This is a genomic window from Pseudoalteromonas lipolytica (assembly GCF_001306915.1).
Lineage (GTDB): Bacteria > Pseudomonadota > Gammaproteobacteria > Enterobacterales > Alteromonadaceae > Pseudoalteromonas > Pseudoalteromonas simplex.
In genome coordinates this window covers 683,068-708,103 of the sequence record NZ_LJTC01000002.1, presented here as the reverse complement: position 1 = coordinate 708,103, position 25,036 = coordinate 683,068, and the positions used below count along the sequence as shown (strand labels likewise).

The window sequence follows — 25,036 nt, the reverse complement described above, 5'->3', positions numbered from 1 at the left end:
TAAATTCTTTAAATAATTTTATTTTTTAAGTAGGGCGCATGTTACGATTTTTTTCTATAGACCAAGGTGTGATCACAGAAACAGAGCCAGCTGCTGATATGCCTCTTGCAACCGCTATTAAGAATGCCCATTGGATTGATACTATAAATCCGACTGAAGAAGAACGACAAGCGCTGGCAAGCACCCTTAATATCACCTTACCCGGCGCTGATGATGTTGAAGAAATCGAGGCCTCTTCCCGTTGTTTTATCGACCATGAAGGCTTGCATGTGCATGCGCTTTTCATGTCACCAAACGAAGGGCGCTTTAACACGGTAACCGTAGCTTGTTTGTTACAAGACAACTGTTTGCTGACAATCCGCGATGATGAACTAGCCGATTTTCGTCTATTACGACTACGTGCTCGGAAAGGGCAAGTGGCTTGTGATAATCCAAAGCAACTTTTGGTGACTTTATTTGACCAAAAAGTCGAAAACCACGCTGATATGCTTGAAGACATGCATCATCAGTTAGAAAAACTCAGTGCCTATGTACTTGAAGAGGATGACTCTGACTTAGAAGAAGCCGTTAGCCGAATTTCTCGCCTTGAAGATAATAACGGTAAGGTGCGTTTATGTTTGATGGATACGCGCCGGAATATTTCGTTTTTACTGCGCCACCTAGGAGCGCCGACAGAAGACCGCGAATCACTACGTGAAATTGTGCTCGATATTGATACCCTTATGTCTCACTGTACATTTTTGTTTGATAAGGTGAATTTCTTAATGGACTCGACTCAGGGTTTTATTAACATCGAACAAAACCAAATTATCAAAACCTTCTCTATCGCCTCAGTGGTGTTTTTACCTCCAACCGTTGTCGCCAGTATTTATGGGATGAATTTTAACAGTATGCCTGAACTGCAATGGGCATGGGGTTACCCGTTTGCAATTGGCATTATGTTGCTGTCTGGCTTTGCACCTTACTTGTTCTTTAAACATAAAGGTTGGTTGTAACAAAGCATAAAAAAGCCCAGCAAATGCTGGGCAAGGGGTCTTCGGATAGACCTAGGGGGTTTAACCTTTAAATGGGGTTTAACCTTTCAATTCGCCGGTAGACGATTCGATATGTGCACGAACAAACCATTGGAATTGTTCTAAATCAGCCAGTTGGCCAGTGATCATATCTTCAGAAACTGGGTCTAGCTCGCCAAGCTTATCGATAGCTGCACGGTGGTCTTTATTGACTCCGTTATACACTTTATCAAGCGCTGTTAGGTGGTCAGTCACTAAGCCTTTACCAATTGAATAATCTTGCCAAGTACGGCGTTCTACAATTGATTGAGGTGTGCCAACAGGTACGCCGCCCATGGTTGCAATACGCTCTGCAATCGTGTCAGTCATCTCTTGCACTGCGCTTACTTGTGGGTCTAACATTTCGTGTACACCAATAAAATTAGGACCAACAACATTCCAATGAATGTGTTTTAAAGTGAGGTGTAAATCGATTAAAGCGACCATGCGTTGGTCTAGAATAGCAATCGTGTCCGCTGCAGCTTGGTCTTTAACACCCGGTGCTGTAAATTCTGCGATTTTTGATGATGAATTACTCATTACTCCTCCGAGATTATCTGTAAATTTCCTTTCGCTTTTAATCTAAAAAGCATGTGTAATTACACAGAAGCAAGCGTTGTGCCTAATAATTTTTAAATTATAAGGATCTGAATTTAAAAGATTAATTTTATTTAAGTCTTGAGTGAGGGTGGTACTAGTTAAGAAGAAGTATGAAAACTCTGCACACCTTCTGTAAAAAATTCAGTGTGCAGATACAAAGTTACGACTTAAGAAAGTAAAGCCGCTGCTAAACGAACAAAATCAGATGAGGTTAGAATGCCCACTAGGTTGTTATCTTTATCAACCACAGGCATGCAGCCATGACGGTTTTCAACAAAAAACTTAGCAACTTCGTGTAGCGGTTGCTCTGGCGAGATACTGGTAAAATCGGTAGCCATAATATCAACCACTTTAGTTTGCTTTTCCTTGCGTTCGAGGGCGCTGGCACTGTAATTAGCCATGATATTCATTACCTGAGCAATCATGATTTTTTGCGTTAACATGCCCACCAAACCACCGTGCTCATTGATCACGGGGATATGACGAACATTTTTCTCTTTCATTAGATTATGAGCATCATGCAGGGTATTTTGCGCGCTAATAGCAAATGGGTCTGGCGTCATTAAATCACTAACTAGGTGTGTCATGGCTACATCCTTACAATTAATCAAGTTGTGGTAAGTTTAGCGCTTATCTAGTTAATTTCACTTAAGTGAGATCAAAGTATTAGTGATTAACGGTGTAATTACTTATGCAGTTCAGCCGTAGGTAAAAAGATGTAATGAGGATAATTTTTACCTTTAAATATTAATTTTATGAATTATTAGCTTGTTCAATTAGCGTATAAGCATCATGCGCTTTTTCACTTGGTTTTATGCCTTTTCCTAAAATGATTGTTAATTGTATGACGATTGTGCGCTCTAATAACGTTGACTCATGCAGTGCTGGCGAAGTTTGACTTGTGCAGGTTAATAAACCGCAGTGTGCTCTTTGCTCAAAACGTGGTTTGTTAGTGGGCTTGGTGCGTTCAACATCAATTGCCTGCTCGGCAACGAGAAACCAGTCATAACCGGTGTCTATCGTAACTTTGGCGGCTTGCAGCATACTTTGCTCAAGCGCTGAGCGCTTTGAACCGTGACGAGTCTCGTATCGAAGGATATATTGATTATCTGCAAGCTGCTTAGTTGTTAAGCCAGGAATGTTTTTATCATTCGAATGTTGGCTGCTGGTGCAGCCAATTAATACAATGGCAATATAAGCTAATAATACGTGTTTCATGATTGTCTCGCTTATTGCCAATGGTTAGTTAGTGCTTGTTGTTCGGCGTTACGATCTAACGGTTGGCCTTGAATGTGCTCGTCGATGTAACTATCAAGCGCAGGTGTTTTACTTGCTAAGCGATAGCTTTGGCTTGAAATTGCGCGTTGCTCGCTCGATGCATGAAGCTGCCAAATTCCTTGTTGTTTACAAGCAATATGTGTTTGCTGGGTAGTTTTAGAATACAGCGTGTATTGGCGGCAAAAATCGCCATTAGTATTAACAAAGCTAAGCTGTGCAGTTAGGCTTCTGTTTGTATCTAATAGTGTGTTGTCGCCACTCAGTTGTTGATCTAATGCGTTGGCAATGGGTTGTTCCAAACCTTGTTGTTGAACAAAGCTAGCAATAGCGACTGTAAAAAGCACCGCAATACTTGCTGCAACGGCCATTTGTTTACGACCAGCTAGTTTAATTTGCTGCCATTTAGATAGCGAAACGACATTCTCTTTATTATGTTGCTCGATTGTTTGTGCAAGTTCATCAGACAAGGGCATTGCATCAATCTGTGCTGCGTGTTGTTTAACTAGCATGTCAACTTCAGATAGTTCAGCTAGGCGTAAAGCGAGTTGCTCATCTTCAGCAATTGCATTACGTATTGCGTCCATTTCGTTTGCTGGTAATTCATTGTCTAAAAAAGCACTGAGTGTTTGGTCATCAATCTTCATGCGTTTTCCTTAGTGAAATCAGGCTTAATTAATTGATAAAGTGCAGCTCTGGCTCGTGACAATTTACTCATCACGGTGCCAACAGGTATTTCGAGGATGTGCGCAACATCTTTGTAAGCCATACCTTGCACTGCCACGAGGGATACAATAGCGCGTTGTTCATCTGGCAAGGTTGTTAAAGCGTTATTTACCCGCTGCAAAGTCTCTTGGGTTGCGAAACTCTCTTGTTCATCGTCACAGATGGGTTCTTGAAGTTCTGTATTTTGAACTGCCTTTAAGCGCACTTTTTGCGAGCGGTATTCGTCGATCCAAACATTGCGACAGATCTTGAAAGCCCATTTTAGTGGTTCAATATCATCGGGCATGCCTTTTTGTAAAAGTTTCTCGATGGTCATTTGTACAATATCATCGGCATCTGCTTGATTGCCGGTAAGCGAAAATGCAAAACGTCGCAGCGCTGGTAATAAACTGGTTACTGTATTTGTCATAGTTTCCCTTATTGGTTAGGGTAAGGGCCGATTAATGAAATAACTCATCAATGATTCAGCCAACTCACACTACTATAACGAGCAAGAAAAAGTTTTATTCCCAATAAATGCAATTTTTCTTTCACTGAAACGTTATAGTAGTACCTAACTAAATGAGAAGTCACTGTAACATGAAATTGAAATCAGTCATTTTAAGTAGTTTGCTGTTTACTTCAAGTACGCTATCAGCTGCGATTATCAAGCCAATAAATGGTGTGATAGAACAGGTAGATCCTGTTATTAATCAACTTGAACCGCGCATCACTAGCCAAGTAGAAAGCATACGCAAACATGAGTTAATCGACGACGCAACAGCCATTGTGACCTCGCTACCCAAAAGGCTAGAGATACTCAATCAGTTACAGGCTCCTGCATTTGTTGAAGTCGACGTTGAGCATGGTTTTCGTGCAGTTGAAAGGCAATGGATAATGCTTGCGAATGAACAGCATCAGGCAAAACTGTTGCAAATTGGCGCGCAAATTATCGTCACTAAACAATACACGTCATTGGGTTTGTCATTAGTGCGGTTTGTTGTCCCGACCAATTACGATTCAAAAGCGCATTTGCAACGTTTACTTTCACTCGATGATGCAGCGTTATTGGACAGAAATCATATTTATCAAGCACAAAATGGTTCTCAGCAAGATGCGTCTACAAAAAAGCTTACAGCAATGTGTGACTGGTCTGTAAAAATTGGCATGATTGATAGTGCGATAGATACGACTCATCCGGGATTTAGTAACACACAGATAAAAATGCAGTCATTTCTTGCAAATGACTTAGTACCCCCCTATTTGCACGGCACTGCGGTTGCTGGCGTTTTGGTAGGTAAGTATGGGCAGCTCATGCCGTTATTATCTGAGGCAACATTATACAGCGCGGCGGTGTTTTATCAGCAGTCTGATTTTTCACAAGGGGCGACATTAGCTGCAATAGTTGAAGCACTTAATTGGTTGGTTGCTAACGAGGTGCCTGTTATCAATATGAGTTTTACTGGGCCCGACAACGCTATTTTAGCGGCAGCAATCAATGCTACAGCGGCTAAACAAGTAACTTTAGTGGCGGCTGCAGGCAATGAAGGACCTGCTGCGCTGCCACTTTATCCTGCGGCATACCAACATGTCATTGCTGTCACGGCACTAGATAGCCAAAACCGAATTTATCGCTGGTCAAATAAAGGTGATTATATTGATTTTGCGGCATTAGGCGTCAATGTCATGACGTTAAAAGCTGGGGGGTATCTTGGTCGGGAATCTGGAACCTCTATTGCCGCGCCGCGTATTTCAGCGGCGGCTGCATGCTTATCGGCAAAGCCAAATGCTTCTCCTAAAAACATTTATCAGGCGTTACAGCAACAAGCGAATGATTTAGGTGAAGTAGGCAAAGATGCGGTGTTTGGACATGGCGTAATCAATTAAAAGCTGGCTTTTAATGACAGCGAAGCAATGCTTTGGGTATAGGTGTTTGCTGCCAGCTTAGATTGATAATCGCCGTACTCTGCTTCAGTAACAATTTGCAAAGAGTCAAAAACAGAAAGCTGCCAAAATGCGCTGACTACACTGCGACTTTCATCCCGAGATGGCTCGCTTTGTGTAAGTGGTTGGTTGATAACTTCTTGGTAGTTTTTATCTTGATAGCGCCAGCTTAATCCTGCTTTATTGCTTATATCAAACGCTTTAAAACGATGAGTGATGCCCGTATTTAAGCCCCAACTTTTAAAGTTAAATTGCTCTGAATCAGCATTTTCTTTATCTAAACTAGCGCCTAAAAGCAGCATCGTTTTACCCTGATTAATAAAGTAATACAGGTTCGAATCAAGCCCTAACCCTTTTGCATCGCGCATTGACTGTGTGGCGAATTGTTTATCTGATGCCCTAATTGCAGTACGCAGATAGGTTGTTGGATTAAAGTAGTGGCCCACATACAAACTTGCTTGATCCAAGGTTAAAAATGTTTCTTTTGCTACTTTTGCTAAAGCGCCGTCATAACGAATACCTACATCAGTACCAGAAAGGCTATAGCTAGAATCAAGGCTGTATTGATGCAATGCCAAGTCGTACTGGTCAAGCTGATTATAATTGGTTTGCTCGTATCGATAACTTGGTGTGAACTTAAGGTTGTCAGTTGCATGTAACTCAGCGCTAACGCCAGCTTTAAGTATTGAACCCGTATCACTTTGTGAAGAAATATCATCTAACTCTTTAATGGCTAAATCGGAGTTATTCGTTAAGCCAATTTGTGCATCAGCATGAAAAGTTGCATCTGAAGCAAATACTTGAATGCTTGTGGTTAACGCACTTAAAGTGATGAGCTTATTAATTGAACGCATAATAATCTCCTAAAGGAGCGCCGGGGGATAACCCGGCACGCTATTGGTTAAAGGCCTAAGTTCAAGCTGTTTTGAATGTTATTAACGACTTCGGTAGTCGTCGCTGCGGATACTTGCTCAGCAACTTGTTGATTGACGCTGTTGCTAACAGTTGATGAAATGGTTTGCTCAACACTACTTTGTACAGAGCTCATTGCAGCTTGTTGTACATTACTAGTCAGTGATGATTGCAGGTCATTAGTGATTTGCGAGGCTTGACTTAGACCAGCAGAGCTTAGCTCACTAGGCTCTAAAGACGCTAATACATCTGTTTGCTGACTCAATTGATTTTGCATTGCGTTAGTTGTGTTCGAATTAGTGTTCGCGACGGCTACATTACTAACAGCAGATGTCGCAGTTGACAGCATTGATTCACCAGCTAGCGCTACGGTATTGGCAGCTTGAGAAGCGCTTGATACCGAGTTTGTTAAACCAAGCTCTGGCATAGTTTCCGCAGGCTGCTGCTCATCGTTTTCAAGCGTTGTTTGATTATTTGCTTGGCCGCTATTTGAGCTTTCAGTATTCACACCAGCTGATGAATTTTGTGTTGTTGCCGAGCCCGACACTTGAGTTGATTGTATCAGTGTCGTATTCGACGTTGCTTGGTTTGAATCAGTCGAAACTTGACTATTATTTGCTGTTTGCTGCTCAGATGCTACTGATAGTTGCACGTCAGCTGCTGATGAAGCCGCTGAAAAGCCTGTTGCAGTTACGACACAGATTGCGATAAGTGATTGTTTGAAGTTTGTCATTGTCTCGTCCTCTTTTTTGCGAATTGACATAGAGGTAACGAGTGGGTGAAAGGTTTATTCCAAAAAATTTAAATTTATAGCTATTTTTTAAAAATATGCCGAGGTGAAGTGCCTCGGCATGAGTATGACTTAATTACATGGAGTAACTAGTTTCCATGGGTCGCCTAAATCTGGCTGATGGTTTTGAGACCACCATTTGGCTTCATAGGTTTGACCATTGTAGGTAACTTGATCTCCGCCTACATAGATTGCTGTTGAGTCCCAAGCAGTAGGGCAGCTACTTCCTAATTCAAATGTGACCTCAACTGAGTGAGTAGCTGATAAATTACTGAACGTATATGAACTTTGAGGATTCGCGATAAGAGTGCCATCCACTTTTACAGAAGCCACACGATAGCCTGCTTCAGGGATAAAGTTGATAGTGAAATCTTGATTACCTTGAGCGGCAATTACATTACTAGCATCAGGAGTTGGTGAGATTGCGCCACCACTGCCAATCACTTGAGCAGATATATCAAAGTAAACAGGAATTTCAATTGATGCGTCACTAAAGCTACCAGACACAAACTCGAAGTTAGCAGCTGTTAGGCTCGTAACATCAATGTTTTTCAATATTAAACGTTTTTGATCTCCCTGTGATGAAGATTCATTCAGCGTAATAACAGTGTCATTATTTTCTTGTGTTAGCACCAACATAGAGTAACTGTAGTTAAATAACGGCATACTGATTACTGTTTTATCAATATCAAAATTATTAATTGTTAACTCAACATTCCAACCCCAGTTTTGGTTACTTAATGGGACAATATAACCTAAACGGTCAAAGCCACCCGTCACGTTATCGAACATTTCAGGTGTAAGATCAGACAAAGTTAAGCCTACTAACTCAATCGAACTGTAAATACCTCCGTCTTGTGCTTGAACACCGACAACAAGCGATGTGTCAGTTTCGTAGGCTTTTAAATGTTTGAAGCCAATGCCTGCTGTGCCGCGAACTTTGTCTAGTAGAGGGTTAAAGCCATTTACTGTTTGCGTACCTGACCAAGCTATTTCGTATATTTTGGATTCAGCAATAACATTGGCTGTATTTTGGTTTACTTGGCCGGCAGTCGTATTTTTGATTAAGATAGTTTGACCCGAAAATGTTAGCTCAACCCCTTGTGCTACATCTGCAACAGTTAAGTTAGCTAACGGGCTCGCAGTTTGCCAATCTCTCAGTACGATTAAATCATCTCCTATAGTAAAGTCATTCAGCGTCGTGATAGAACCTGCTTGTTCGTGAAGTTCAATAATGTCGCTTCCGCCGCCAGTGATAACGGCGTCATTGCCCCAGCCTGCAGATAGTCTTTCATCATACTGTGAGCCTTCGATCGTATCATTTGCAGGGGTATCAAAAATTGTATTGTAGCCACCAAATTTATCGACATACTTAGTAATACAAGTGCCTAATTCATCACAAGTGATTTCATCGTTGGTAAGTAGCCTAGCTGTTCCCCATGCCCCACGTAGGTGGGCTGCAGCTAATAATCCAGACATGGTTGCTTGAACTTGAATAGCATTACCATCATCGTCAGTGCCGGGCCAACTTTTAGCTAATGCTTGTGACCATGTCATGTTAGCGTCTTGCAATAACTGTGTCATAACACCGTAGTTAAAGCGCATTGCATCGCGCATGACTAATTCTTGATTGTCTGGAATGAGCAGGTCTTGAAATGAATTAACGCCATTTTTACCTACAAAATTACCTTCCCACTTGTTTACATCTGTCGCTAGAATCATGTTACCGCCTGATCCAACAATTTCGACAAGCGCTTCTGTTTCACAGCCTATCCAAGTTGAGTCATCTACAAATACATAGAAACTGTCGTATTCGACACCATCAACTTCAACAACTTTTGGGCTGTAGTATCCCGCGTCAATTAAGACCGCTTCACCTAGTTGATAACCAACAAAACCCCATGCGTTCATTGAGTTATATTGCATATTTTTGAACATTTGAGGATCGTTTGGCGTTTGTGGGTTATAAATGTCGTCAATTCCGAGCTTAGTAAAAAACTCACTGATAGTGGTTGGTTCAGGGATCATACTGCCTGTTGCGCAGTCCCTGATCATTCGACCTGGTGCAGATACTTTTGCATACGTGTAAACAGGATTATTTAGGTTATCACTGTAAAAGTTAGCAAGGTTTGGGTTAATACCAGATTCGAAGTCCCTTAGACTGTCTAAAAAGCTTTGCACACCGGTACCAGCTGATGCGTTACTACTGAGAACTAGGCCAACTATTGCTGCTGTTTTTGTAATTTTCATTCGATTATTCCTGTTGATAATGTTGTTACTCATGGCCTTCAACACATACCTAGCCTTTACTGCAGAAGTTAAAAAGTATGATATTTGCTATCCATGAAATTGGATTTAAGGTGCTTTTTTGTTAACGATTTATTCACCTCAAAGTTAAAGGTAGTTGTACCTTAAAAATAAGTCAAATGTTTTTACTAATATGGTGGGTTTAGCTTTTGGTTGGAAAGTAAGGCAAGCTGGGCAACTTGCCTTATGGTTGAACATGGAGCTCTGTGTTAGCTAAAAGTACAAGGTAAGGAAACTGAAACCTCACCCGGTATAAGCAAATAACTCCATAAATAGGTTTTTAGAATCGTATGCTTGCGCCAACAAAGTAACGGGTACCAAACTCATCTACGCTATGAACAATATTGCCTGCTTTTGGTTGACGTAAGACGAGGGCTTCATTCAATATGTTTGCTGCTTCAAGGGTGATATCTAGATAATCTGTGGCATGCCAAACAATGGATGCATCTAATTGATCGTATGGGTCGTTCATACTGTCTAGGCTACTACCATTATATTGTCGAACCCAGTCATCGCGGTAGTTGTAGGCTAGACGCGCACTGAACATATCATTTTCATAGTAACCAGATAGGTTAAATGAGTTTTGTGAAACTTCCTCAATTGGAACTTCTTCTCCCGCTGAATTTGTACGGCTACTGTCTGTGTAGGTGTAGTTTGCTTGTATACCAAAGCCATTATCAATGTCTTGTTGATATTGCAGTTCTATGCCTCGAACATCTGCTGTACCGACATTTCTTGAACGCGTTACAAGACATTCAGGGCCACAGCCTGGATAGTTTTCTTTTACTGTGGTTTGCTCAATATAATCACTTATATTCTTGATGAAGAATGTTGCACCGATAATTGAAGAGGGACTGAAATACCACTCAACACCCATGTCATACTGATCTGATTTATAAGGGTCTAGCTCTGGGCTACCTACATTGGCAGTTTGAAAGCTTTGTGAAATGATATCGGCAACTTTCATATCGTCATAATCAGGACGTGATATTGCAGAGCCTGCTGCAAAACGGAAAATCATATCTTCTGATAAATCAACCGCCAAATTTAAACTAGGTAAGTAGTTGCTGTAGTTTTTACTGATTTTGTCAGGCTCGCCATTTATACTGCCGGTTGAGAGGATATCTGTATCGACATAACGTAAGCCGATGTTACCTCTAAAGCCTTCACCAGAAAAATTAGTTTTCACGTAGGCGGCAGTGATGTCTTCTTCAATTGAGAATGCATCTTTTACTGTAATTTCAGAAGGCTTGTTTTTGTGTGCGTAATCCCAGATAGCGGTGCTAGCAACAGGGAATGCTGACAAACTACCTGCTCGACCTTCAGCGCTGTGTAAGCCAGATACAAAACCGCCATTAAAATCAGCTAAAGTTAAGTTGTCAGCTTGTGCCGCTACTACATCTAAATCTTGGAAATCACCTTGCGATGAAAACACCTGCTCTTGGATCTTTATACCTGCTTGAACAGATGTGAATAAGCCCGATTCAAGTTGAAAGGTAAAGTCAGCCTGTGCATAGTCAATAGTATTGTCTCGCTTGTAGTTGATGTATGTGAACTCTTGGAATAGTGCAAAATTGTTATGATCTTTCATGTAGTCTGGGTTCGTAGGCACCAACTCTAATGGGCCTGCAACATCAAAGCTGAAACTCGAGTTTGCTGTATCTGTAATATCGCCCCACCAAGTACTTGATTGTAAAGTACGGCCTTTAGCATCAGAACGACCAACTACAAAGTCAGCAGACCAAATGTCCGCATTGTAGTTAAGTGAAAAGTTAAGGGCATCGGTTTGCATTTTCGGAGTTCGTAATACGGTGTTATTAAACAAAGGAGCTGGGCCTGGGCCTGATGCAAGTGACGTTGCTGCAGTGACAATACCTTGGTCATTAACCACAACAGAGTCACCTTGCATTTGACCAAATCCCACAATGGCAAATTGAGCAGAGTTTACATGGCTGTTTTCAAGTTCAAACAAGTTGTAATTTAAATCCATACTCAACGCATCACTAGGAGCATATTGTAGAGTGATTTGTGAGCTGCTACGCTCTCTATCTTCATCAAATAGAATTGATGACATTGCCCCATATGATTGACGTTCGACACCATTTGTATCAACAAATGTGGCATTACCCGCTGGGCCAAAGTTTGATAACGTTTCACGATATACTTTTGACTCTTCGTTTGAGTAAGCGACTAAAATACCGAAGTTTTCGTTGTCATTTTTCCAACTAACAAGACCAGAGTATGCAGGAGACCAAGTTTCAGCGTTGGCGTGATAGCTGTTTTCAACAGAGGCGTATACGGTGCCACTATCTAGGTTAAGCGGTTTTCTTGTTTTTAGGTTAACAGTACCCCCCATTGCGCCTTCATTGATGTCAGCTTCTGCTGATTTGTATAAATCCATTCCAGAGATTTGCTCTGCTGCGAGCATCTCAAAGTTGAAGCTACGATTCATACCGCCTAAGTCAAACCAACCAACACTGGCAACATTTTGTCCATTAAGTAACACCATGCTTTGTTCTGGTGCAGTACCACGTACTGTTACGCCCGCAACCTCGCCAAAAGTACGCACTACCGTAACGCCAGGGATGCGCTGCATAGCATCACCAATATTTTTATCTGGAAACTTACCAATGTCTTCTGCTGAAATTGAATCAACAACTGAGTCTGCGAAGCGCTTGGTGTTTAATGCTTCAGTAAGGCTACGACGAATACCACGGACTTCAATGGTTTCCATTTCCTTGTTTTCTTGCGCTTGAGTTTCATTCTGTTGAGCATAGGTTGATAATGACGCGCTTGATAGCGCTGTCATAATACATAGCGTTAAATAATGAGTTTTTAAAGCCGCGGTGGTTTTCATTTGTTTACCCCTTTGTTGTTATCATTATGTTTAATAAAATTGATTTACTAATTATTTATTAAATCATTTTGACTAATTGTCAAGTTTAATTTGGTTGTTTTATGAGCGTGTTAAAGCAGCTTTGCAATTATTTCAGCACTAATAGCTCGGCTAGAGTATGCGCAAATATAGGTTTTTAAACGTGGGTGATTAGCAAGCTCGTAATCAGAGCGCATCCCAATGACTACAAGTTGATCTGGCCACTTTTCAACGGCCATTTTGAGTATGTTTTGTTGGTCTAAAACATCGAATGACTCGCCTGGCAAAGGATAATCTTCGGTTACTAGTACTAATGGTTCTTTAAGCCGAAACTCTTCACTATTAAGCGCAGCCAGTAGTTGTTGATAACTGAGAAGAGTATGTGGTGTTTTTCGCTGTTTTAGTTTATTTACTATGACATGTTGAGCAGATAAGGGATCGTTAGGACCAATCCCTCTGTCATTAGTTATTTTATCGTAACCTTGCGGGTTCGCTGCAAAAGCTAAGGTAAATTGGTGTTTGTCGAGTGGCCAAAGTCCATTTTCATTTCTCAGCACTTTTATCGCTTTCTCTGCTGCAAGTTTTGCAATATCTGAGGCTTTATTAACTAGGCTATATGGCGTTCTAATTGCATCTGCAAAGTGCGTATATTTAAACACTAATACGTGTTGAAGCCTGTCATTAATCACGGTTTCACATAACTCGTTATTGTTAACGGCGTCGATAACACCTTGAATCGTGGCAGCTTGAATTTCTTTGTAGGGAGTTGTACTGTTTTCGTAATGTTCTTCACTTAACATGACAATATGAGCCCCTGCCTTAAGTGCCTTTATTGCGGCCTCGCTTGGCTCATAATTACGCCTCATAGACCACATATTCATGCTGTCTGTAATAATAAGCCCCTTAAAGCCTAATTGTTTCTGTAGAATATCCTGCAAAATTATCTTTGATAATGTGGCTGGGTTGTCGGGGTCTATCTGCGGGTAGCAAATATGGCTTGTCATTATAAGCCCAACACCTTGTTCAATAGCGGCTTTAAATGGTACTAGATCTTGCTGCATGAGGGCGGTAAAAGATTTATCCACAGAAGGTAAAGTTTGATGCGAGTCACTGTGTGTATCTCCATGACCTGGAAAATGCTTTGCACAACAGAGATTACCTGACTTATTTGCCCCTTCAACTGCTGCACCGACATGTTGAGCAACCGCCACGGGCTCCTCCCCAAAAGAGCGCAAACCAATAATCGGGTTATTAGGGTTTGCATTAACATCTGCACAAGGCGAGAGCAGAGTGTTGTAGCCAATGTGTTGCATTTGTTCCCCATACACTTGATACATGTCAGCTGTTAATGAGCGGTCATTTACCTGCCCAAGCGCAAGGTTTCCGGGGCCTAAATCTGTATAGTGTGTAAGTATGCCCCAGGCACCTTCTTGATCGACTGCAAGTAACAATGGGACATCACATGCTCTTAAAGCAGCTTCCTGCTGCAACATAGCAGCCATGTTGGTTGCTTCTTTTTGATTGGCAGCGTTGTCATCTGTGATATAAAAACCACCAACATGAAACTGTTTGACTAATGTTTTTGCGTAATCGTAGTCTTTTCCTGCAAATGCGAGTAAAAACAGTTGGCCAACTTTTTCGGCTAAGGGAAGTGTGTCGATTAACTGGGCTACTTTTTTTTCTATACTCATTCTCATACTCCTTTATGCCGCTGTTTTAGCGCCTGTGATTAAGCTTACTAAGTCTTCTTTAGTTACCTCTGAAACTGCAACATCGGCGACTGATCGACCTTGGTAAAGTACAACAGCTCTGTCGCATGTTTCGACGACATGCTGCATATTATGACTGATCAGTAATACGGCAACACCTTGCGAACTGATGAGGTTAATAAGCTCGTTGACTTGAGCACTTTGTTCCACACCTAAAGCGGCTGTTGGTTCGTCCATGATAACGATATCAGCTCCCCAGTTTACTGCTCGTGCAATAGCAACTGCTTGACGCTGGCCTCCCGATAAACGGTAAATTTGTTCTTCGAAGCTCGGAATACGGCTATTAAGCCGGTTCAATGCTTTCTTGGCTTTTTTCTCCATCGCTTTTTTATCTAGCCAGCCAAGTTTACGAAGAATTGGGTTTTTGTGTTTTATTTCACGATTAAGGAATAAGTTTTCCGTAATATTAAACTCAGGCACCATAGCTAAGTCTTGGAAAACAGTTTCGATTCCAACGTTTCGTGCATCAAGAGGGGAGTTAATATTGACCTCATGACCATTGACAATAATCTCTCCTTCGTCAGGGCTATGAATGCCTGAAACGCAGCGAACTAAAGTTGATTTACCTGCGCCGTTGTCTCCAAGTAAGCCAACAACTTCGCCTTTATTAATGGTAAAATTAACTCCTTGAAGTGCGTGAACACCGCCAAAACTTTTTCTAATGTTTCGAACTTCTAAGGCGACTTGATCGAGTGCTGTTCTAACCATTTTTTAACTCCTTGACGCCAATAGCTACGGCAATAACTAAAATTACACCGCGTGCAATCATTTGTTCATTGGTTGAAAAACCAGAAAGAATAAGTCCATTATTAATCATGCCCATTAACCAAGAGCCTAAAATTGCGCCAATTATGCAAGCGCGCCCACCAAAAAGACTGGTTCCGCCAATAGCTACGGCGGCAATAACCGTTAATAAGTCTGCTTCACCGAGTGTGTAACGTGCGCCATGTAAGCGACCTGCATATAACAGACCTGCAAGGGCAGCGGCTAAAGAAGATATAACCAATGCATAAAGTCGAATTCGGGTTACTTTAATGCCCATAGCAAGTGCTGCTTTTGGACTACCGCCTACAGCAAGCAAGTGGCGACCAAAAGAAAGCTTAGTTAAAACTACATAGGCAATAACTGCGATAACAAGGGTCCAAATAAGCAAAGATGGCACACCAAATAGCTCGCCGGCACCAAAAAAAGCGGTAAAAGTTTGGTCAATAATTGGTACAGACTCTAAATTAGTAATTTGTCTTGCAACGCCGGTGATTACACCCATAGTTCCTAAGGTAATAAGCAAAGACGAGACCTGTAAACGCTCGATTAGTAAGCCGTTAATCAGACCTACAATCAGCCCTACGCTTAAGGCGCCAACTACTGCAAGAGGAATACCAACATGCTGTAGTAAAATTGCACCAACTAAGGCCGACAGTGCGACGACAGCGCCTATTGATAAATCAATGTGTCCAACAGCTAACGCAAATGTTAGTCCAATTGCCATAATAGTGACGGGGGCTGTTTGTCTTACGATATTCATGAAGTTAGTTAGGCTAAAGAAGCCACTGTCATGAAGCGTCACAGTAAATAACAGCATCACGGTTAGAAATATGTAGTAAATAAAGAACTCTCGCTTTAACGCAAGCCCCTTTATTTGATCAAGTGTTAGTTGATTTATGCTCATGTCATTCCTTATTGTTTTAATGCTAAATCAAGTAGTTTAGGCAGCGGTGCTTTGAATGCTTTGTGCCAAATTGAGGCTATATTTTCGTGGGTTACCGAATCGAAAGGGACCAGAGTAAATTCAGGTGCTTGAATACCAATTTCGGCACCTGCAGCAATGCGAGCCATGGTCTTACCAATGTCGTATGGGCGGTCTGAAATCGTGCCGTATAAGTTGCCATTCATGGCCATATCAAGCAGGTTATTTACTCCCAAATCGTGAGTGACTACTTTTATATCTTTACGGCCAATTGAGCGCAGTGTTTCAATTACACCTTCTGCGGCAGTATCCCATGACACATAAATAGTATCTATTTCAGGGTGTTGTAACAGCATTGCTGCGGCAATATTGCTGGTTTCATGTTCCTTTACAAAGCCTTTCTCACTAATCACTTTAATATTGCTGTAACGTGTTAAAGCTTTTCGAAAGGCTTGATCGCGATTGTTGGTTATAAAATAGTTAGCATCATGGAAAATGATCCCTATTTTCCCTGTGTCATTTGATGCCTGTGCAACAAGCGTTGCGGCAGCTTCGCCCATACCAAACATATCATCAGTGACAATTCCGGCGAAGTCTTTGTTATGTTGGAAGCCAGGGATAGGGTTACTTAATAAGACGAGTTTAGCGCCACCAGCGAGTATTTTTTGATAACTTAACTTTGTGCTTATGCCATCAATACTCAGAGATAAAACTAAGTCAGGCTCTAATGCTGAAATGTTCTCTAAATCAGCTACTTGTTTTGCAGGGTCATATTGCGCATCTGTCTGAGCAATGACCCTCACGCCTAGTTTTTTAAATTCATCTTCTGCACCTCGGCTAACAGCATTGATCCAAGGGCTCGCGCCGTGCCAAACGAGAGCAGCAGTGAGCTTTTTATCTTTTATTGTGTTTATTTGCTCAGCTGAGAGGTTGATATCGCTAGAGTTAGCGGCTTTTGACCAGTCTATCTCTTGTATATTTTTCGCAGATAAAGAGAAGCTGTAAGAGCAAAGTATATATAAAAGGCTCAAAAAGACGATGTTTGGTGACTTTAATGCGCTATGATTTTTGTTTTTTCTAGTTGTAGACATATTAAACAGTCCTGTTTAATTCATGCATTTTTACTTAATAGTAATAACTTACTATAACTATATGTAATTGTTAGGTAAGTTGGTTTTGTTATGTAAGAGTAAAGTAAAAATAACATTTCTTAATTGTTTTATTTATAATCATATTTGTCTATGAATATAAATATGTCAAATGTTTTTACTAATTAATTTTTATTCGGTTTCCTGCTAGGATGGCTTAAACTGCGTAAGACGTTATAAAAGATGTAAAAAGGTGGGCTTAAAGTGAAAGGATCTAACGCAAAGCAAAATAAAGCGATAAATTTGCGTCTTGTGCTCTCGCAAATTGTTACTCAAGGCCCCGTTTCTCGTGTGGAAATAGCGCGAAATACGCAGCTGACAAAGCAAACAATCACCAACATGGTTGAAGAGCTCTTAGCTGCAAAACTAGTAGAAGAAGTAGGGATTAAAAAAGCTGAAGGGGCAGGAAAACCCTCTAAAATGCTTGTCCTTAATAAAAAAGCAGCTTACACAATAGCGATAAGAGTCGCTAATAACGAGCTAGAGGTAGGTCTTTTTTACCTCAATGGTGAGCAAATAAATCGGTTACATACACTCGTTGAATCAGAAAACCTACTAGACAAAACTGCCTACTTAGTTGATACGTTAGTTCAAGTCGATGATATCGATAAATCATTGATTCTAGGTGCTGGTTTGTCTGTAGAAACGAGTGATGATAGCGCAATAAATGGTTATACATTTAATAAACAGTTGCAGCACAAGCTCGCTAATAAATTACAATTACCCATCGCCTTAGAGACGTCAGCGTCTGCTTGTGCGGCATACCATATGTTATTTGGTGAAGCTCAGCAATTACATAACTTTATTTTTATCCACTTAGGCTTAAGAGTCGAATCGGCAGTCGTTTATGACAGACAAATTCTGCTGGGTCAAAATGGCTTAACTGGAGCACTTGGCGATATTTTTGTTACGCCAGAAACTGATGAAAAAACAGCTGAGCTTGGGCGTTTAAATGACTTTGCGTCAATGGCGTCTTTAAGAACGATGTTAAATCTAAATGGGGTAACTCAAGAAGAGCTTATAGCTCATTGTGCTGTAAATAAGCAGTTAGATCTGTGGGTAGAGCAAGCATCAGAGCCTCTTCGTATTGCAATTCATACCCTTGAATCTCTTTTAAATACGCAAACTATCATTATGGGTGGTGATGTGAATGAAATTTTATTAGAGAAATTAATTAAGCAGTTACGTCCTTTTATACCTTCTATCTCGCAATATGGAGACAGAGAGGTTGTTAGACTTATAAAAACCCCGGATGTAGCTAATATCACTATAAAAGGGTTAGCTGTTCTCCCTCTGCACGCCGCATTGAGTCGTAAGAATATGCAAACACTCCATATTCCGTTAGAGCTTGGTTACACCGAGCTTCAGCAATTAGTGTTTCTCTCCGAGTGATAATGAGTAAGCTGTTTTAGTGTCTAGATAATTTTAGAAAGGCTAGAACATTTGATTGATTTATAAGGATTAAAAGTAGGTTCTATTTTCACTTTTTGTTCATTCACAGGTCACTAAGCTTTAAATTTTTAAAGAAGCTACTGCAATGAAAACATGTTTAGTTTTAGCCTTATTATTTTGCTCTGGATCGGTTTTGGCTAATAGCGTCTGTGGTGGAACGACTGCCAATGGCTATGTGCGTAATGCAGTAAAACTACCCAGCAAGGGTGATAACTTTACCAGTTACAGCAAAATGGCAGAGCTGGCAGGGCGTACGTATGTTCATTCGCAGGTAAAAAACATCATTGTTGATACCTACCAAGCGCTCCAGAAATCCCATCCTGATAAACGATACAAATACGCTGAAACGGGCTTAGAAAATGGCGGGAAATTTAGCCCGCATAAAACCCATCAAAATGGTTTGTCGGTTGATTTTATGACACCTGTTGTTAACGAAAAGGGGCAATCAGTTCATTTGCCAACTCATGTATTTAATCGTTTTGGCTACGATATTGAATTTGATAAACAAGGCCGGTTTGAACAGTTTAAGATTGATTACACTGCTTTAGCAGCTCATATTGTTGAGCTGCATAAATCGGCAACAGCAAAAGGTTACGACCTTTGGCGAGTGATCTTTGACCCAACACTGCAAGCTGGGCTTTATAAAACCAAGTATGCCGACTATTTAAAAGAGCATATTCAGTTTTCGACTAAACCATCCTGGGTGCGACATGATGAGCATTACCATGTTGATTTTTTAGTGCCGTGTGAAAAATAGTCTTCAATTCATTACGGTTAGAATTGTTAATTAGATTATACGGTTTTAGTGAACAAGCAGCTGAAAGCTGATAAAGTACGTTGCGCAAAACATGGATGTTTCAACTTGTGCCACTTTTAAGTAAGTCCCTCACGTTTTCTTTAAGAAAAATAGAATCATGCCTCTGTTTGTATTTAATATGCTTAAAGCCTCACTATGCACATAGCTTAAGCATTTTAATTTAGAATTTACTATTAAATATAGAATTTAAAAATATGAAAAAATTAATACAAATCTTTGCTATTTTATTCTTTGTATCAACTTTATCTGCTTGTATGACAACTTATAACCCTGTTCCTCAAGGATATCAGGGCGAAACAGCAACTATAGATGACACCTTCAGAACCATGGCAACTAGTACAGGTCGCTTCTTTTACTTGAGTAAAGTGAATGGTAAAGATGTCAATAACGCTATTAGGGCAACAAACCAAGCTACTTATGGACAAGGTATGGTTCTGTCACCAGTGGGGTTTAGTCGAAAAGTACCAGCAGAGGAAATGACACTAACACTAGTAGCGCAGGTCCATCATGCCGCACCTATTAACTATATGTTTAATTCAGGAACGAATTACATTGTTACAGGTGATGTATCTTTTATTCCAGAAGCAGGACAAAGCTATCTAGTAAAGGGATATTTGAGTAGTGACTTTTCGTCTGTTTGGCTTGTAAATAGCGCTGGTGAGCAAGTATCTGATGCTGTTGTTTTAAAAGGTGATCCTGATAAGAGTACAGCTGTAATCGCCAAATTAGTTAAGGGTAAAGTTGTACTTCCCGAGCCGCCAAAAACGCAAGCGACTATTAAAAAGCAGGTTGCTATCACAACAGAGTCATTTGATAACCCATTGTTTTTTCTTGAGCAGGGGCTAAGCGCAGAAGCTATTATTAAGAAGTTAGGTGAGCCTGATCATATTCGTTATATTGAAAAAGGCTTTTTTAATAACAAGCCTGAAATACAAATATTTCATTTCACAGATCTTGGCAGTGTTCAAATGGTTAAGTCACCTGCAGATGGGCAGTTTTACTCAAAGTTAACTTATAATGTTAATAGCCAAGAGCATTATCAGTTTGTTGATGTAGTGAACCAAGCTGATGGTACCGAAACTCAAATCCTTGGTAAGAAATTTTATAATATCGGTGTTTATAAAGAGCAATACCTAGACGCATTAGCGAATAAGCTCTGGCAAAATAAATATACTGTCGATGGGCGTATGCTAGATGGTGTCGCGTACTATTGTAAAATTATTGCCAATGCACAAACGATGCGTTATCAAGCTATGCTAAAAAGCCTTGTTGCAGATAAAGATGTTCCTTCAAAGTTACGTCGTCATTGTAAAGCGGCCAAAAAAGATATAGACAAATTAAAGCTCGCAACTGTTGAGCAGTTTGAATTTATGTAGTTTAGATCCAAGCCAATTCACTTACTCAAGTGAATTGGTATTTCAATCTTAATAATCATTTAAAACAAACTAAACATCACTGAAGCGATTAATAGAATTGCCATTAGGTAGTTAAATGCTTTTAAGCGCTTTGGGCTGGCAAGCCAGTGTTGTAGCTTTTCGCCAAGTAGTGTCCACGAGCTGACACAAGGCAGGTTAATTAAACCAAATACGAGGCTTACGATTAACACTGAGGTGAGGTTTTTATCTGGGGCATATAAACTAACCGCGCTTAATGCCATTGCCCACGCTTTTGGGTTCACCCATTGAAATAGTGCAGCCTGAATAAAAGTAAACGGCTTACTTTCACTACTGGCTTTTTGTTGTGCGTTACTTGTGGCAATTTTAAACGCCAGATAGAGCAAATAAGCAATGCAAAATACTTTCAATATCAAATAGCTTGGTGGAAACAAGTCAAATAGCTGCATGATGCCAAGGCCCACCAAAACCAGCATCAACATAAAGCCAAGCGTCACGCCAAGTAAATGTGGTGTGGTTCTTTTAAAGCCAAAGTTAGCACCTGAGCTCATCAACATTAAGTTATTTGGCCCAGGGGTAATTGATGACACCAAAGCAAATAATGCCAAGGCTGATAAAATTTCAAAACTCATCGCTATCTCTCCATTTGAATTTAGATGCAATTATAAGTTGTAATGCGCGCAATTTTTGCGCTTAATGTTGTTGTGTATATTTAAAGTTCACAATCAAAAATGAAAAAAGATAAAATTAACGACAGAATATTGCATGAGCTTAAACGCAATGGCCGAATTGCCAATGCCGAGCTGGCAGATAAAGTGGGTTTATCGCCATCGGCATGCCTTCGTAGAGTGCAAGAGCTAGAAAAGCTTGGGGTTATTGCGGGGTATCGGGCGGTTATTAATAATCAGGCTGTTGGCCTTGGGTTTATCGCTTATGTTGGGGTTGGTTTAAATGAGCACTCAACCGTCTCTCAGCGAGCATTCGAACACGCTCTTGAGTTTATTGATGAAGTAAAAGAGTGCCACAATGTAACTGGCTCGTTTGAATATTTGTTGAGAGTTGAGACGGCGGATCTCAAGTCCTATAAAGCATTTCATGCTGATGTACTTGGCTCAATCCCACAAGTACGAACCATTACAACTCATGTAGTGATGGAATCGCCGAAGGATGAACGCGCTTAGTGAATAGGTTTAGAGCCTTTATATAGAAAACGTTTGGAAAAAGGCATTAGCAAGCGCTAGTGCCTTTTTTGTTTAACGGGCAGTTAGCGCAATAATCAGCGGCTACAAGTTGGTAGTGTAAGCAGCAGGTTTTACGCATAAATGTCAGCTTATTGTTTTGATCACTAAAGCGATGTTTACCACATAGCTTTTGCCATGGTTGAAAACGCTTTGCTATAAATTTTATCGATTTGTCTGGCCAGCAAGCGATTAACGCTGCGTGGAAAGTATCACTTTGTAAACGTTTTAATAATCCTTTATTTAGCCTGTATTGCAATGGCAAGTTATTATACCAAGCTTGCTGGTGGTCAAATAAATGATTGGCTGCCAGTTCAATCAAATCTGCATTATTAAAAGAGTCTTGTTGAGCCATGATATTTAAATTAGCCAAACCATAAATATGTGAGCCTGTTACCCGCTGCTTAATATTGACCAGATCAGGAATGCAACCAAGCTGCTCTACACAGGCTACTAATAAGTAAATAACTTGCCAGTTCAGTTGTAAGTAGAGATTGATTGCGACATATCCCTCAGTAACATTTGCTCCTCTTAATTTTATAGCGTTAGCTAAATCAGTTAATTGCTTGCTAGTTAAACATTGACTGCTAAACCATTGTTCATCGATTGTTGGAGTTAAGAACGTCAGCAGTGAGCACTGCTGACGTAAGGCTAACTCAAGCTTATTATGCTGTTGTGTTTGCAAGTGCATATTGCGCCAATGGGTTTTGTAAATCACCTGCATACTGCAAGCTTGAAGCTGGGTCGGTAATATCAACCATTTGTTGATTGTTACGCAGCTGTAAGCGGTTTAAGCACGACAATGGGAATGACTCAGCAAATAAATCATGTTCAGCAAACTTGTCTTTAAGTGCGGGATGACTCGCCTGATACTGAACAATTGTATCGGCGACGGCTTGCCAAAACTGTTGTTCGGTCAAAAGGCCATCAGTTACTAAAATTGCCGAAAGGTAGCGGAAGAAGCAATCGAAAATATCAGTAAAAATAGACAACACGGCAACGCCTTCTGGAATGGTTACCTTAATCCGCTTTATTTCATCATTCAGCTCGATATTACTATTTAATAAGGCAATTTCTTCACCAATGTCTTTAATGAATACGCCTACCGGAACATGATTGTTAAATCGAACGATGAGATTTTCACCATGTGGCATAAAGACTAAATCATACTGGTAAAAACAATGTAGCAATGGTGTCATATAAGCCTGTAAGTAGTGGGCTAGCCACTTATCAGCACTTAGCCCCGACTTGGCAATTTTAGCGCTTACAAATGAACGGCCTTCGCTATCGATATGAAGCAGACTTGCCATAGTGGCAAGGCTTTCATTCTCGTCCATGTATTGAGCTGGATTTTCACGCCAAAGAGCCGCCATCATTTTCTTATAAGGATTATCGCCAAGCGCTGGATGAGTGTAATACTGCTCATCAAAGCCAAGGGTTGCGACTTCTCTTAAAGGTTGAAACTTCAGAGATTTTAAATAGCTATCTTGGTTTACTAAGTCGAACAACCATTGATTTATTGCCGGAGTTACTTTCATATAGGCGCTCGATAAGCCCCGCATAAAGCCCATATTTAAAATCGATAAGGCGGTTTTAACATAGCATTTGTGCGGTTTGCTGATGTTATACAGGGTACGAATTGATTGCTGCGGTAAATAACTATCTTGTGAGTAGCCTAAACAGACAATATGTTTTTGCGAGATGTGATAGCTATAAACATGGACTAATTTGTTAAACCATTGCCATGGGTGCATAGGAAATAACAGATAGTCACTTGGCTTTAAACCTTGCTCAGTTAGTGCTTTTTCAAAGCGTAAACGCTCAGCTAAATCAAGCTCATCGGCAATCAAGCTCTCGTATTTATAATCATCGGTACTTTTAAAGGTGGTGTGCTGTTTGTGACAGGCAAGCCATATAATTTGAAATGGGTTTGCGGCTTCTGGCGTATATTGGTGAAAATCTTGTGAGTTAAAACCAATCCGGCCATTGTTGGCAATAAAGCTTGGGTGACCCATGGTCATTTGGGTTTCGATCACTTGAAAATCTGCGTCTGCTAATTGCTGAGCGCTATAGCGATTATTTTTAAATTTAAATGTAAAGCCACTGAGTGTGCTCGCGAGTTCTTCGAGATAGGTGCCAAGCATTGATTTGTCTATGTTTAACTTGTCATTACACTCAAGTACAAACGCGATAGCGTCTAATGGCTGGCTGTGGTTAAGCGCCATTTTAGTAATGCTATTTGGCTCAACTTGTAGGTGATTAAGCAGCATTGATTCACCTTTAAACTGATAGCTTTGCCCACCCATGGTATGCAACACGTAATGGTTTGGTTTTTCACTGTCGTAGCTAAATAGTCGTTCGTGATAAAACTCACTGAGCATTTTGGCAATCAGTAAACGGTTTGCGTATTGCCACGCTTGTTGGTCTAGATGTGAGGTACTGCAAGATGGCGTTGCTTGTTGCACTGCGGGACCTTGCTGTGAAGTGTCGAAGCGAGACGAAAGATGCTGTAAGTAATTAAAATGATCTTTTTCTAAACTACCTAGTAATGCAGTTTTCTGACCTAATTTAATAACTTTATGATGGCTGAAACCTGCCTTTAAGTTAAGGCGATGAATTTTATGATTGGCTACATCTGGTTCCACAATCACTCGCTCACATGAGAGGGTATTAAACATAAACTCTAACACCGACTGCATAACAGCAAGACTAAACCCTGCCACAGAGAACTGCTTTGGAGCGAGTAAAATATGCATGCCTAAATCGCCGTTTTTAAGCGCTAGGTGGTTCTCAAGTTTTAGTATGTGTGGTTTGTAAATCTCAATTAAAGCAATCGGTGTTTGGTTTATTTCAAGCAAATAGGCTTGTTGAGCCTCATCTTTATTAAGTGTTGTATAAAAATCTAAAATCTCTTCGGGAGAATGTTCCATTGCTCCCCAAAATTGAGCTTGGGGATGTTTAAGCCAAGGGGTAATCGTCGTTAGATCGTGTTCAGGGTTTAATGTTCTGATTTTTACATCACCAAGCAAAGCGTGCTTAATATGAGTTTCAGTAATATTTTTCATAGTCGT

Annotated in this window: 22 protein-coding genes; 6 read left to right on the top strand and 16 right to left on the bottom strand. The window is 40.5% G+C overall.

What is annotated here, in order from left to right; genetic code table 11:
* Positions 1-38 precede the first annotated feature (38 nt).
* Positions 39-995, top strand: a complete 957-nt coding sequence (gene corA / locus AOG27_RS05035) for a magnesium/cobalt transporter CorA (protein WP_054551888.1) — start codon at positions 39-41, stop codon at positions 993-995.
* A gap of 78 nt (positions 996-1,073) precedes the next feature.
* Here corA and dps read toward each other — a convergent pair whose 3' ends face one another.
* The 5 genes from dps to AOG27_RS05010 form a co-directional block, all read right to left on the bottom strand.
* Positions 1,074-1,592: a DNA starvation/stationary phase protection protein Dps gene (gene dps / locus AOG27_RS05030; RefSeq protein WP_054551887.1), complete on the bottom strand. Its 519-nt coding sequence runs from the start codon at positions 1,590-1,592 to the stop codon at positions 1,074-1,076.
* Positions 1,593-1,819: 227 nt separating this feature from the next.
* Positions 1,820-2,239, bottom strand: coding sequence for an HPP family protein (locus tag AOG27_RS05025; RefSeq protein WP_054551886.1), 420 nt, complete (start codon positions 2,237-2,239; stop codon positions 1,820-1,822).
* Between the two features lie 166 nt (positions 2,240-2,405).
* Entirely contained in the window at positions 2,406-2,870 is a 465-nt protein-coding gene (locus AOG27_RS05020) for a CC0125/CC1285 family lipoprotein (RefSeq protein ID WP_054551885.1), read from the bottom strand.
* An 11-nt stretch (positions 2,871-2,881) separates the two neighbouring features.
* The gene (locus AOG27_RS05015; RefSeq protein WP_054551884.1) at positions 2,882-3,574 is read right to left on the bottom strand and encodes a hypothetical protein; all 693 of its coding nucleotides are present in this window, start codon (positions 3,572-3,574) and stop codon (positions 2,882-2,884) included.
* Complete coding sequence (locus AOG27_RS05010) at positions 3,571-4,062, bottom strand: RNA polymerase sigma factor (RefSeq protein ID WP_054551883.1); 492 nt, start codon at positions 4,060-4,062, stop codon at positions 3,571-3,573. Before AOG27_RS05010 ends, AOG27_RS05015 begins: the two co-directional genes overlap by 4 nt.
* A gap of 170 nt (positions 4,063-4,232) precedes the next feature.
* Here AOG27_RS05010 and AOG27_RS05005 point away from each other — a divergent pair, with 170 nt between their 5' ends.
* A complete protein-coding gene (locus tag AOG27_RS05005) occupies positions 4,233-5,519 on the top strand; it encodes a S8 family serine peptidase (RefSeq protein WP_235523672.1) in 1,287 nt (428 codons plus the stop codon).
* On the opposite strand, the gene AOG27_RS05000 is transcribed toward AOG27_RS05005, so the two are convergent.
* The 8 genes from AOG27_RS05000 to AOG27_RS04965 form a co-directional block, all read right to left on the bottom strand.
* On the bottom strand, positions 5,516-6,430 hold the full coding sequence (locus AOG27_RS05000) for a hypothetical protein (protein ID WP_054551881.1): 915 nt from the start codon (positions 6,428-6,430) through the stop codon (positions 5,516-5,518). The genes AOG27_RS05005 and AOG27_RS05000 overlap by 4 nt on opposite strands.
* 47 nt (positions 6,431-6,477) lie before the next feature.
* Positions 6,478-7,221, bottom strand: a complete 744-nt coding sequence (locus AOG27_RS04995; protein WP_054551880.1) for a hypothetical protein — start codon at positions 7,219-7,221, stop codon at positions 6,478-6,480.
* Positions 7,222-7,350: 129 nt separating this feature from the next.
* Positions 7,351-9,528 (bottom strand): carbohydrate-binding protein, encoded by a 2,178-nt coding sequence (locus AOG27_RS04990; RefSeq protein ID WP_054551879.1) that lies wholly within the window; start codon positions 9,526-9,528, stop codon positions 7,351-7,353.
* A 337-nt stretch (positions 9,529-9,865) separates the two neighbouring features.
* On the bottom strand, positions 9,866-12,442 hold the full coding sequence (locus AOG27_RS04985; RefSeq protein ID WP_054551878.1) for a TonB-dependent receptor: 2,577 nt from the start codon (positions 12,440-12,442) through the stop codon (positions 9,866-9,868).
* Positions 12,443-12,552: 110 nt separating this feature from the next.
* Positions 12,553-14,151, bottom strand: a complete 1,599-nt coding sequence (locus AOG27_RS04980; RefSeq protein ID WP_054551877.1) for a glycoside hydrolase family 3 protein — start codon at positions 14,149-14,151, stop codon at positions 12,553-12,555.
* Between the two features lie 12 nt (positions 14,152-14,163).
* Positions 14,164-14,937, bottom strand: a complete 774-nt coding sequence (locus AOG27_RS04975) for an ATP-binding cassette domain-containing protein (protein ID WP_054551876.1) — start codon at positions 14,935-14,937, stop codon at positions 14,164-14,166.
* Entirely contained in the window at positions 14,930-15,898 is a 969-nt protein-coding gene (locus AOG27_RS04970) for an ABC transporter permease (RefSeq protein WP_054551875.1), read from the bottom strand. Before AOG27_RS04970 ends, AOG27_RS04975 begins: the two co-directional genes overlap by 8 nt.
* Positions 15,899-15,906: 8 nt before the next feature.
* Positions 15,907-17,007, bottom strand: coding sequence for a substrate-binding domain-containing protein (locus AOG27_RS04965; protein ID WP_082389194.1), 1,101 nt, complete (start codon positions 17,005-17,007; stop codon positions 15,907-15,909).
* Positions 17,008-17,268: 261 nt separating this feature from the next.
* Between AOG27_RS04965 and AOG27_RS04960 the strand changes: the two genes are divergently transcribed.
* The 3 genes from AOG27_RS04960 (at position 17,269) to AOG27_RS04950 (ending at position 20,709) form a co-directional block, all read left to right on the top strand.
* Positions 17,269-18,456, top strand: coding sequence for an ROK family transcriptional regulator (locus tag AOG27_RS04960; protein WP_054551874.1), 1,188 nt, complete (start codon positions 17,269-17,271; stop codon positions 18,454-18,456).
* Positions 18,457-18,649: 193 nt separating this feature from the next.
* A complete protein-coding gene (locus AOG27_RS04955) occupies positions 18,650-19,273 on the top strand; it encodes a penicillin-insensitive murein endopeptidase (RefSeq protein WP_327077876.1) in 624 nt (207 codons plus the stop codon).
* Positions 19,274-19,527: 254 nt separating this feature from the next.
* Positions 19,528-20,709 carry a hypothetical protein gene (locus AOG27_RS04950; RefSeq protein WP_054551872.1) on the top strand — a complete coding sequence of 394 codons (1,182 nt, stop codon included), beginning with the start codon at positions 19,528-19,530 and terminating at the stop codon, positions 20,707-20,709.
* Between the two features lie 59 nt (positions 20,710-20,768).
* On the opposite strand, the gene AOG27_RS04945 is transcribed toward AOG27_RS04950, so the two are convergent.
* The gene (locus AOG27_RS04945) at positions 20,769-21,359 is read right to left on the bottom strand and encodes a LysE family translocator (RefSeq protein WP_054551871.1); all 591 of its coding nucleotides are present in this window, start codon (positions 21,357-21,359) and stop codon (positions 20,769-20,771) included.
* Between the two features lie 99 nt (positions 21,360-21,458).
* On the opposite strand from AOG27_RS04945, the gene AOG27_RS04940 reads away from it, so the two are divergent.
* On the top strand, positions 21,459-21,908 hold the full coding sequence (locus tag AOG27_RS04940) for an Lrp/AsnC family transcriptional regulator (RefSeq protein WP_054551870.1): 450 nt from the start codon (positions 21,459-21,461) through the stop codon (positions 21,906-21,908).
* 46 nt (positions 21,909-21,954) lie between these two features.
* Here the strand turns inward: AOG27_RS04940 and AOG27_RS04935 are convergent, their stop codons facing one another.
* Positions 21,955-22,656 (bottom strand): (2Fe-2S)-binding protein, encoded by a 702-nt coding sequence (locus AOG27_RS04935; RefSeq protein WP_054551869.1) that lies wholly within the window; start codon positions 22,654-22,656, stop codon positions 21,955-21,957.
* Positions 22,631-25,030 (bottom strand): GNAT family N-acetyltransferase, encoded by a 2,400-nt coding sequence (locus AOG27_RS04930; RefSeq protein WP_054551868.1) that lies wholly within the window; start codon positions 25,028-25,030, stop codon positions 22,631-22,633. Before AOG27_RS04930 ends, AOG27_RS04935 begins: the two co-directional genes overlap by 26 nt.
* Positions 25,031-25,036: the final 6 nt, after the last annotated feature.

What these genes read in the sequence shown, in the direction of transcription:
- corA (WP_054551888.1), top strand. Translation starts at nt 39, where the DNA reads ATGTTACGATTTTTTTCTATAGACCAAGGTGTGATCACAGAAACAGAG.
- dps (WP_054551887.1), bottom strand. Translation starts at nt 1,592, where the DNA reads ATGAGTAATTCATCATCAAAAATCGCAGAATTTACAGCACCGGGTGTT.
- AOG27_RS05025 (WP_054551886.1), bottom strand. Translation starts at nt 2,239, where the DNA reads ATGACACACCTAGTTAGTGATTTAATGACGCCAGACCCATTTGCTATT.
- AOG27_RS05020 (WP_054551885.1), bottom strand. Translation starts at nt 2,870, where the DNA reads ATGAAACACGTATTATTAGCTTATATTGCCATTGTATTAATTGGCTGC.
- AOG27_RS05015 (WP_054551884.1), bottom strand. Translation starts at nt 3,574, where the DNA reads ATGAAGATTGATGACCAAACACTCAGTGCTTTTTTAGACAATGAATTA.
- AOG27_RS05010 (WP_054551883.1), bottom strand. Translation starts at nt 4,062, where the DNA reads ATGACAAATACAGTAACCAGTTTATTACCAGCGCTGCGACGTTTTGCA.
- AOG27_RS05005 (WP_235523672.1), top strand. Translation starts at nt 4,233, where the DNA reads ATGAAATTGAAATCAGTCATTTTAAGTAGTTTGCTGTTTACTTCAAGT.
- AOG27_RS05000 (WP_054551881.1), bottom strand. Translation starts at nt 6,430, where the DNA reads ATGCGTTCAATTAATAAGCTCATCACTTTAAGTGCGTTAACCACAAGC.
- AOG27_RS04995 (WP_054551880.1), bottom strand. Translation starts at nt 7,221, where the DNA reads ATGACAAACTTCAAACAATCACTTATCGCAATCTGTGTCGTAACTGCA.
- AOG27_RS04990 (WP_054551879.1), bottom strand. Translation starts at nt 9,528, where the DNA reads ATGAAAATTACAAAAACAGCAGCAATAGTTGGCCTAGTTCTCAGTAGT.
- AOG27_RS04985 (WP_054551878.1), bottom strand. Translation starts at nt 12,442, where the DNA reads ATGAAAACCACCGCGGCTTTAAAAACTCATTATTTAACGCTATGTATT.
- AOG27_RS04980 (WP_054551877.1), bottom strand. Translation starts at nt 14,151, where the DNA reads ATGAGTATAGAAAAAAAAGTAGCCCAGTTAATCGACACACTTCCCTTA.
- AOG27_RS04975 (WP_054551876.1), bottom strand. Translation starts at nt 14,937, where the DNA reads ATGGTTAGAACAGCACTCGATCAAGTCGCCTTAGAAGTTCGAAACATT.
- AOG27_RS04970 (WP_054551875.1), bottom strand. Translation starts at nt 15,898, where the DNA reads ATGAGCATAAATCAACTAACACTTGATCAAATAAAGGGGCTTGCGTTA.
- AOG27_RS04965 (WP_082389194.1), bottom strand. Translation starts at nt 17,007, where the DNA reads ATGTCTACAACTAGAAAAAACAAAAATCATAGCGCATTAAAGTCACCA.
- AOG27_RS04950 (WP_054551872.1), top strand. Translation starts at nt 19,528, where the DNA reads ATGAAAAAATTAATACAAATCTTTGCTATTTTATTCTTTGTATCAACT.
- AOG27_RS04945 (WP_054551871.1), bottom strand. Translation starts at nt 21,359, where the DNA reads ATGAGTTTTGAAATTTTATCAGCCTTGGCATTATTTGCTTTGGTGTCA.
- AOG27_RS04940 (WP_054551870.1), top strand. Translation starts at nt 21,459, where the DNA reads ATGAAAAAAGATAAAATTAACGACAGAATATTGCATGAGCTTAAACGC.
- AOG27_RS04935 (WP_054551869.1), bottom strand. Translation starts at nt 22,656, where the DNA reads ATGCACTTGCAAACACAACAGCATAATAAGCTTGAGTTAGCCTTACGT.
- AOG27_RS04930 (WP_054551868.1), bottom strand. Translation starts at nt 25,030, where the DNA reads ATGAAAAATATTACTGAAACTCATATTAAGCACGCTTTGCTTGGTGAT.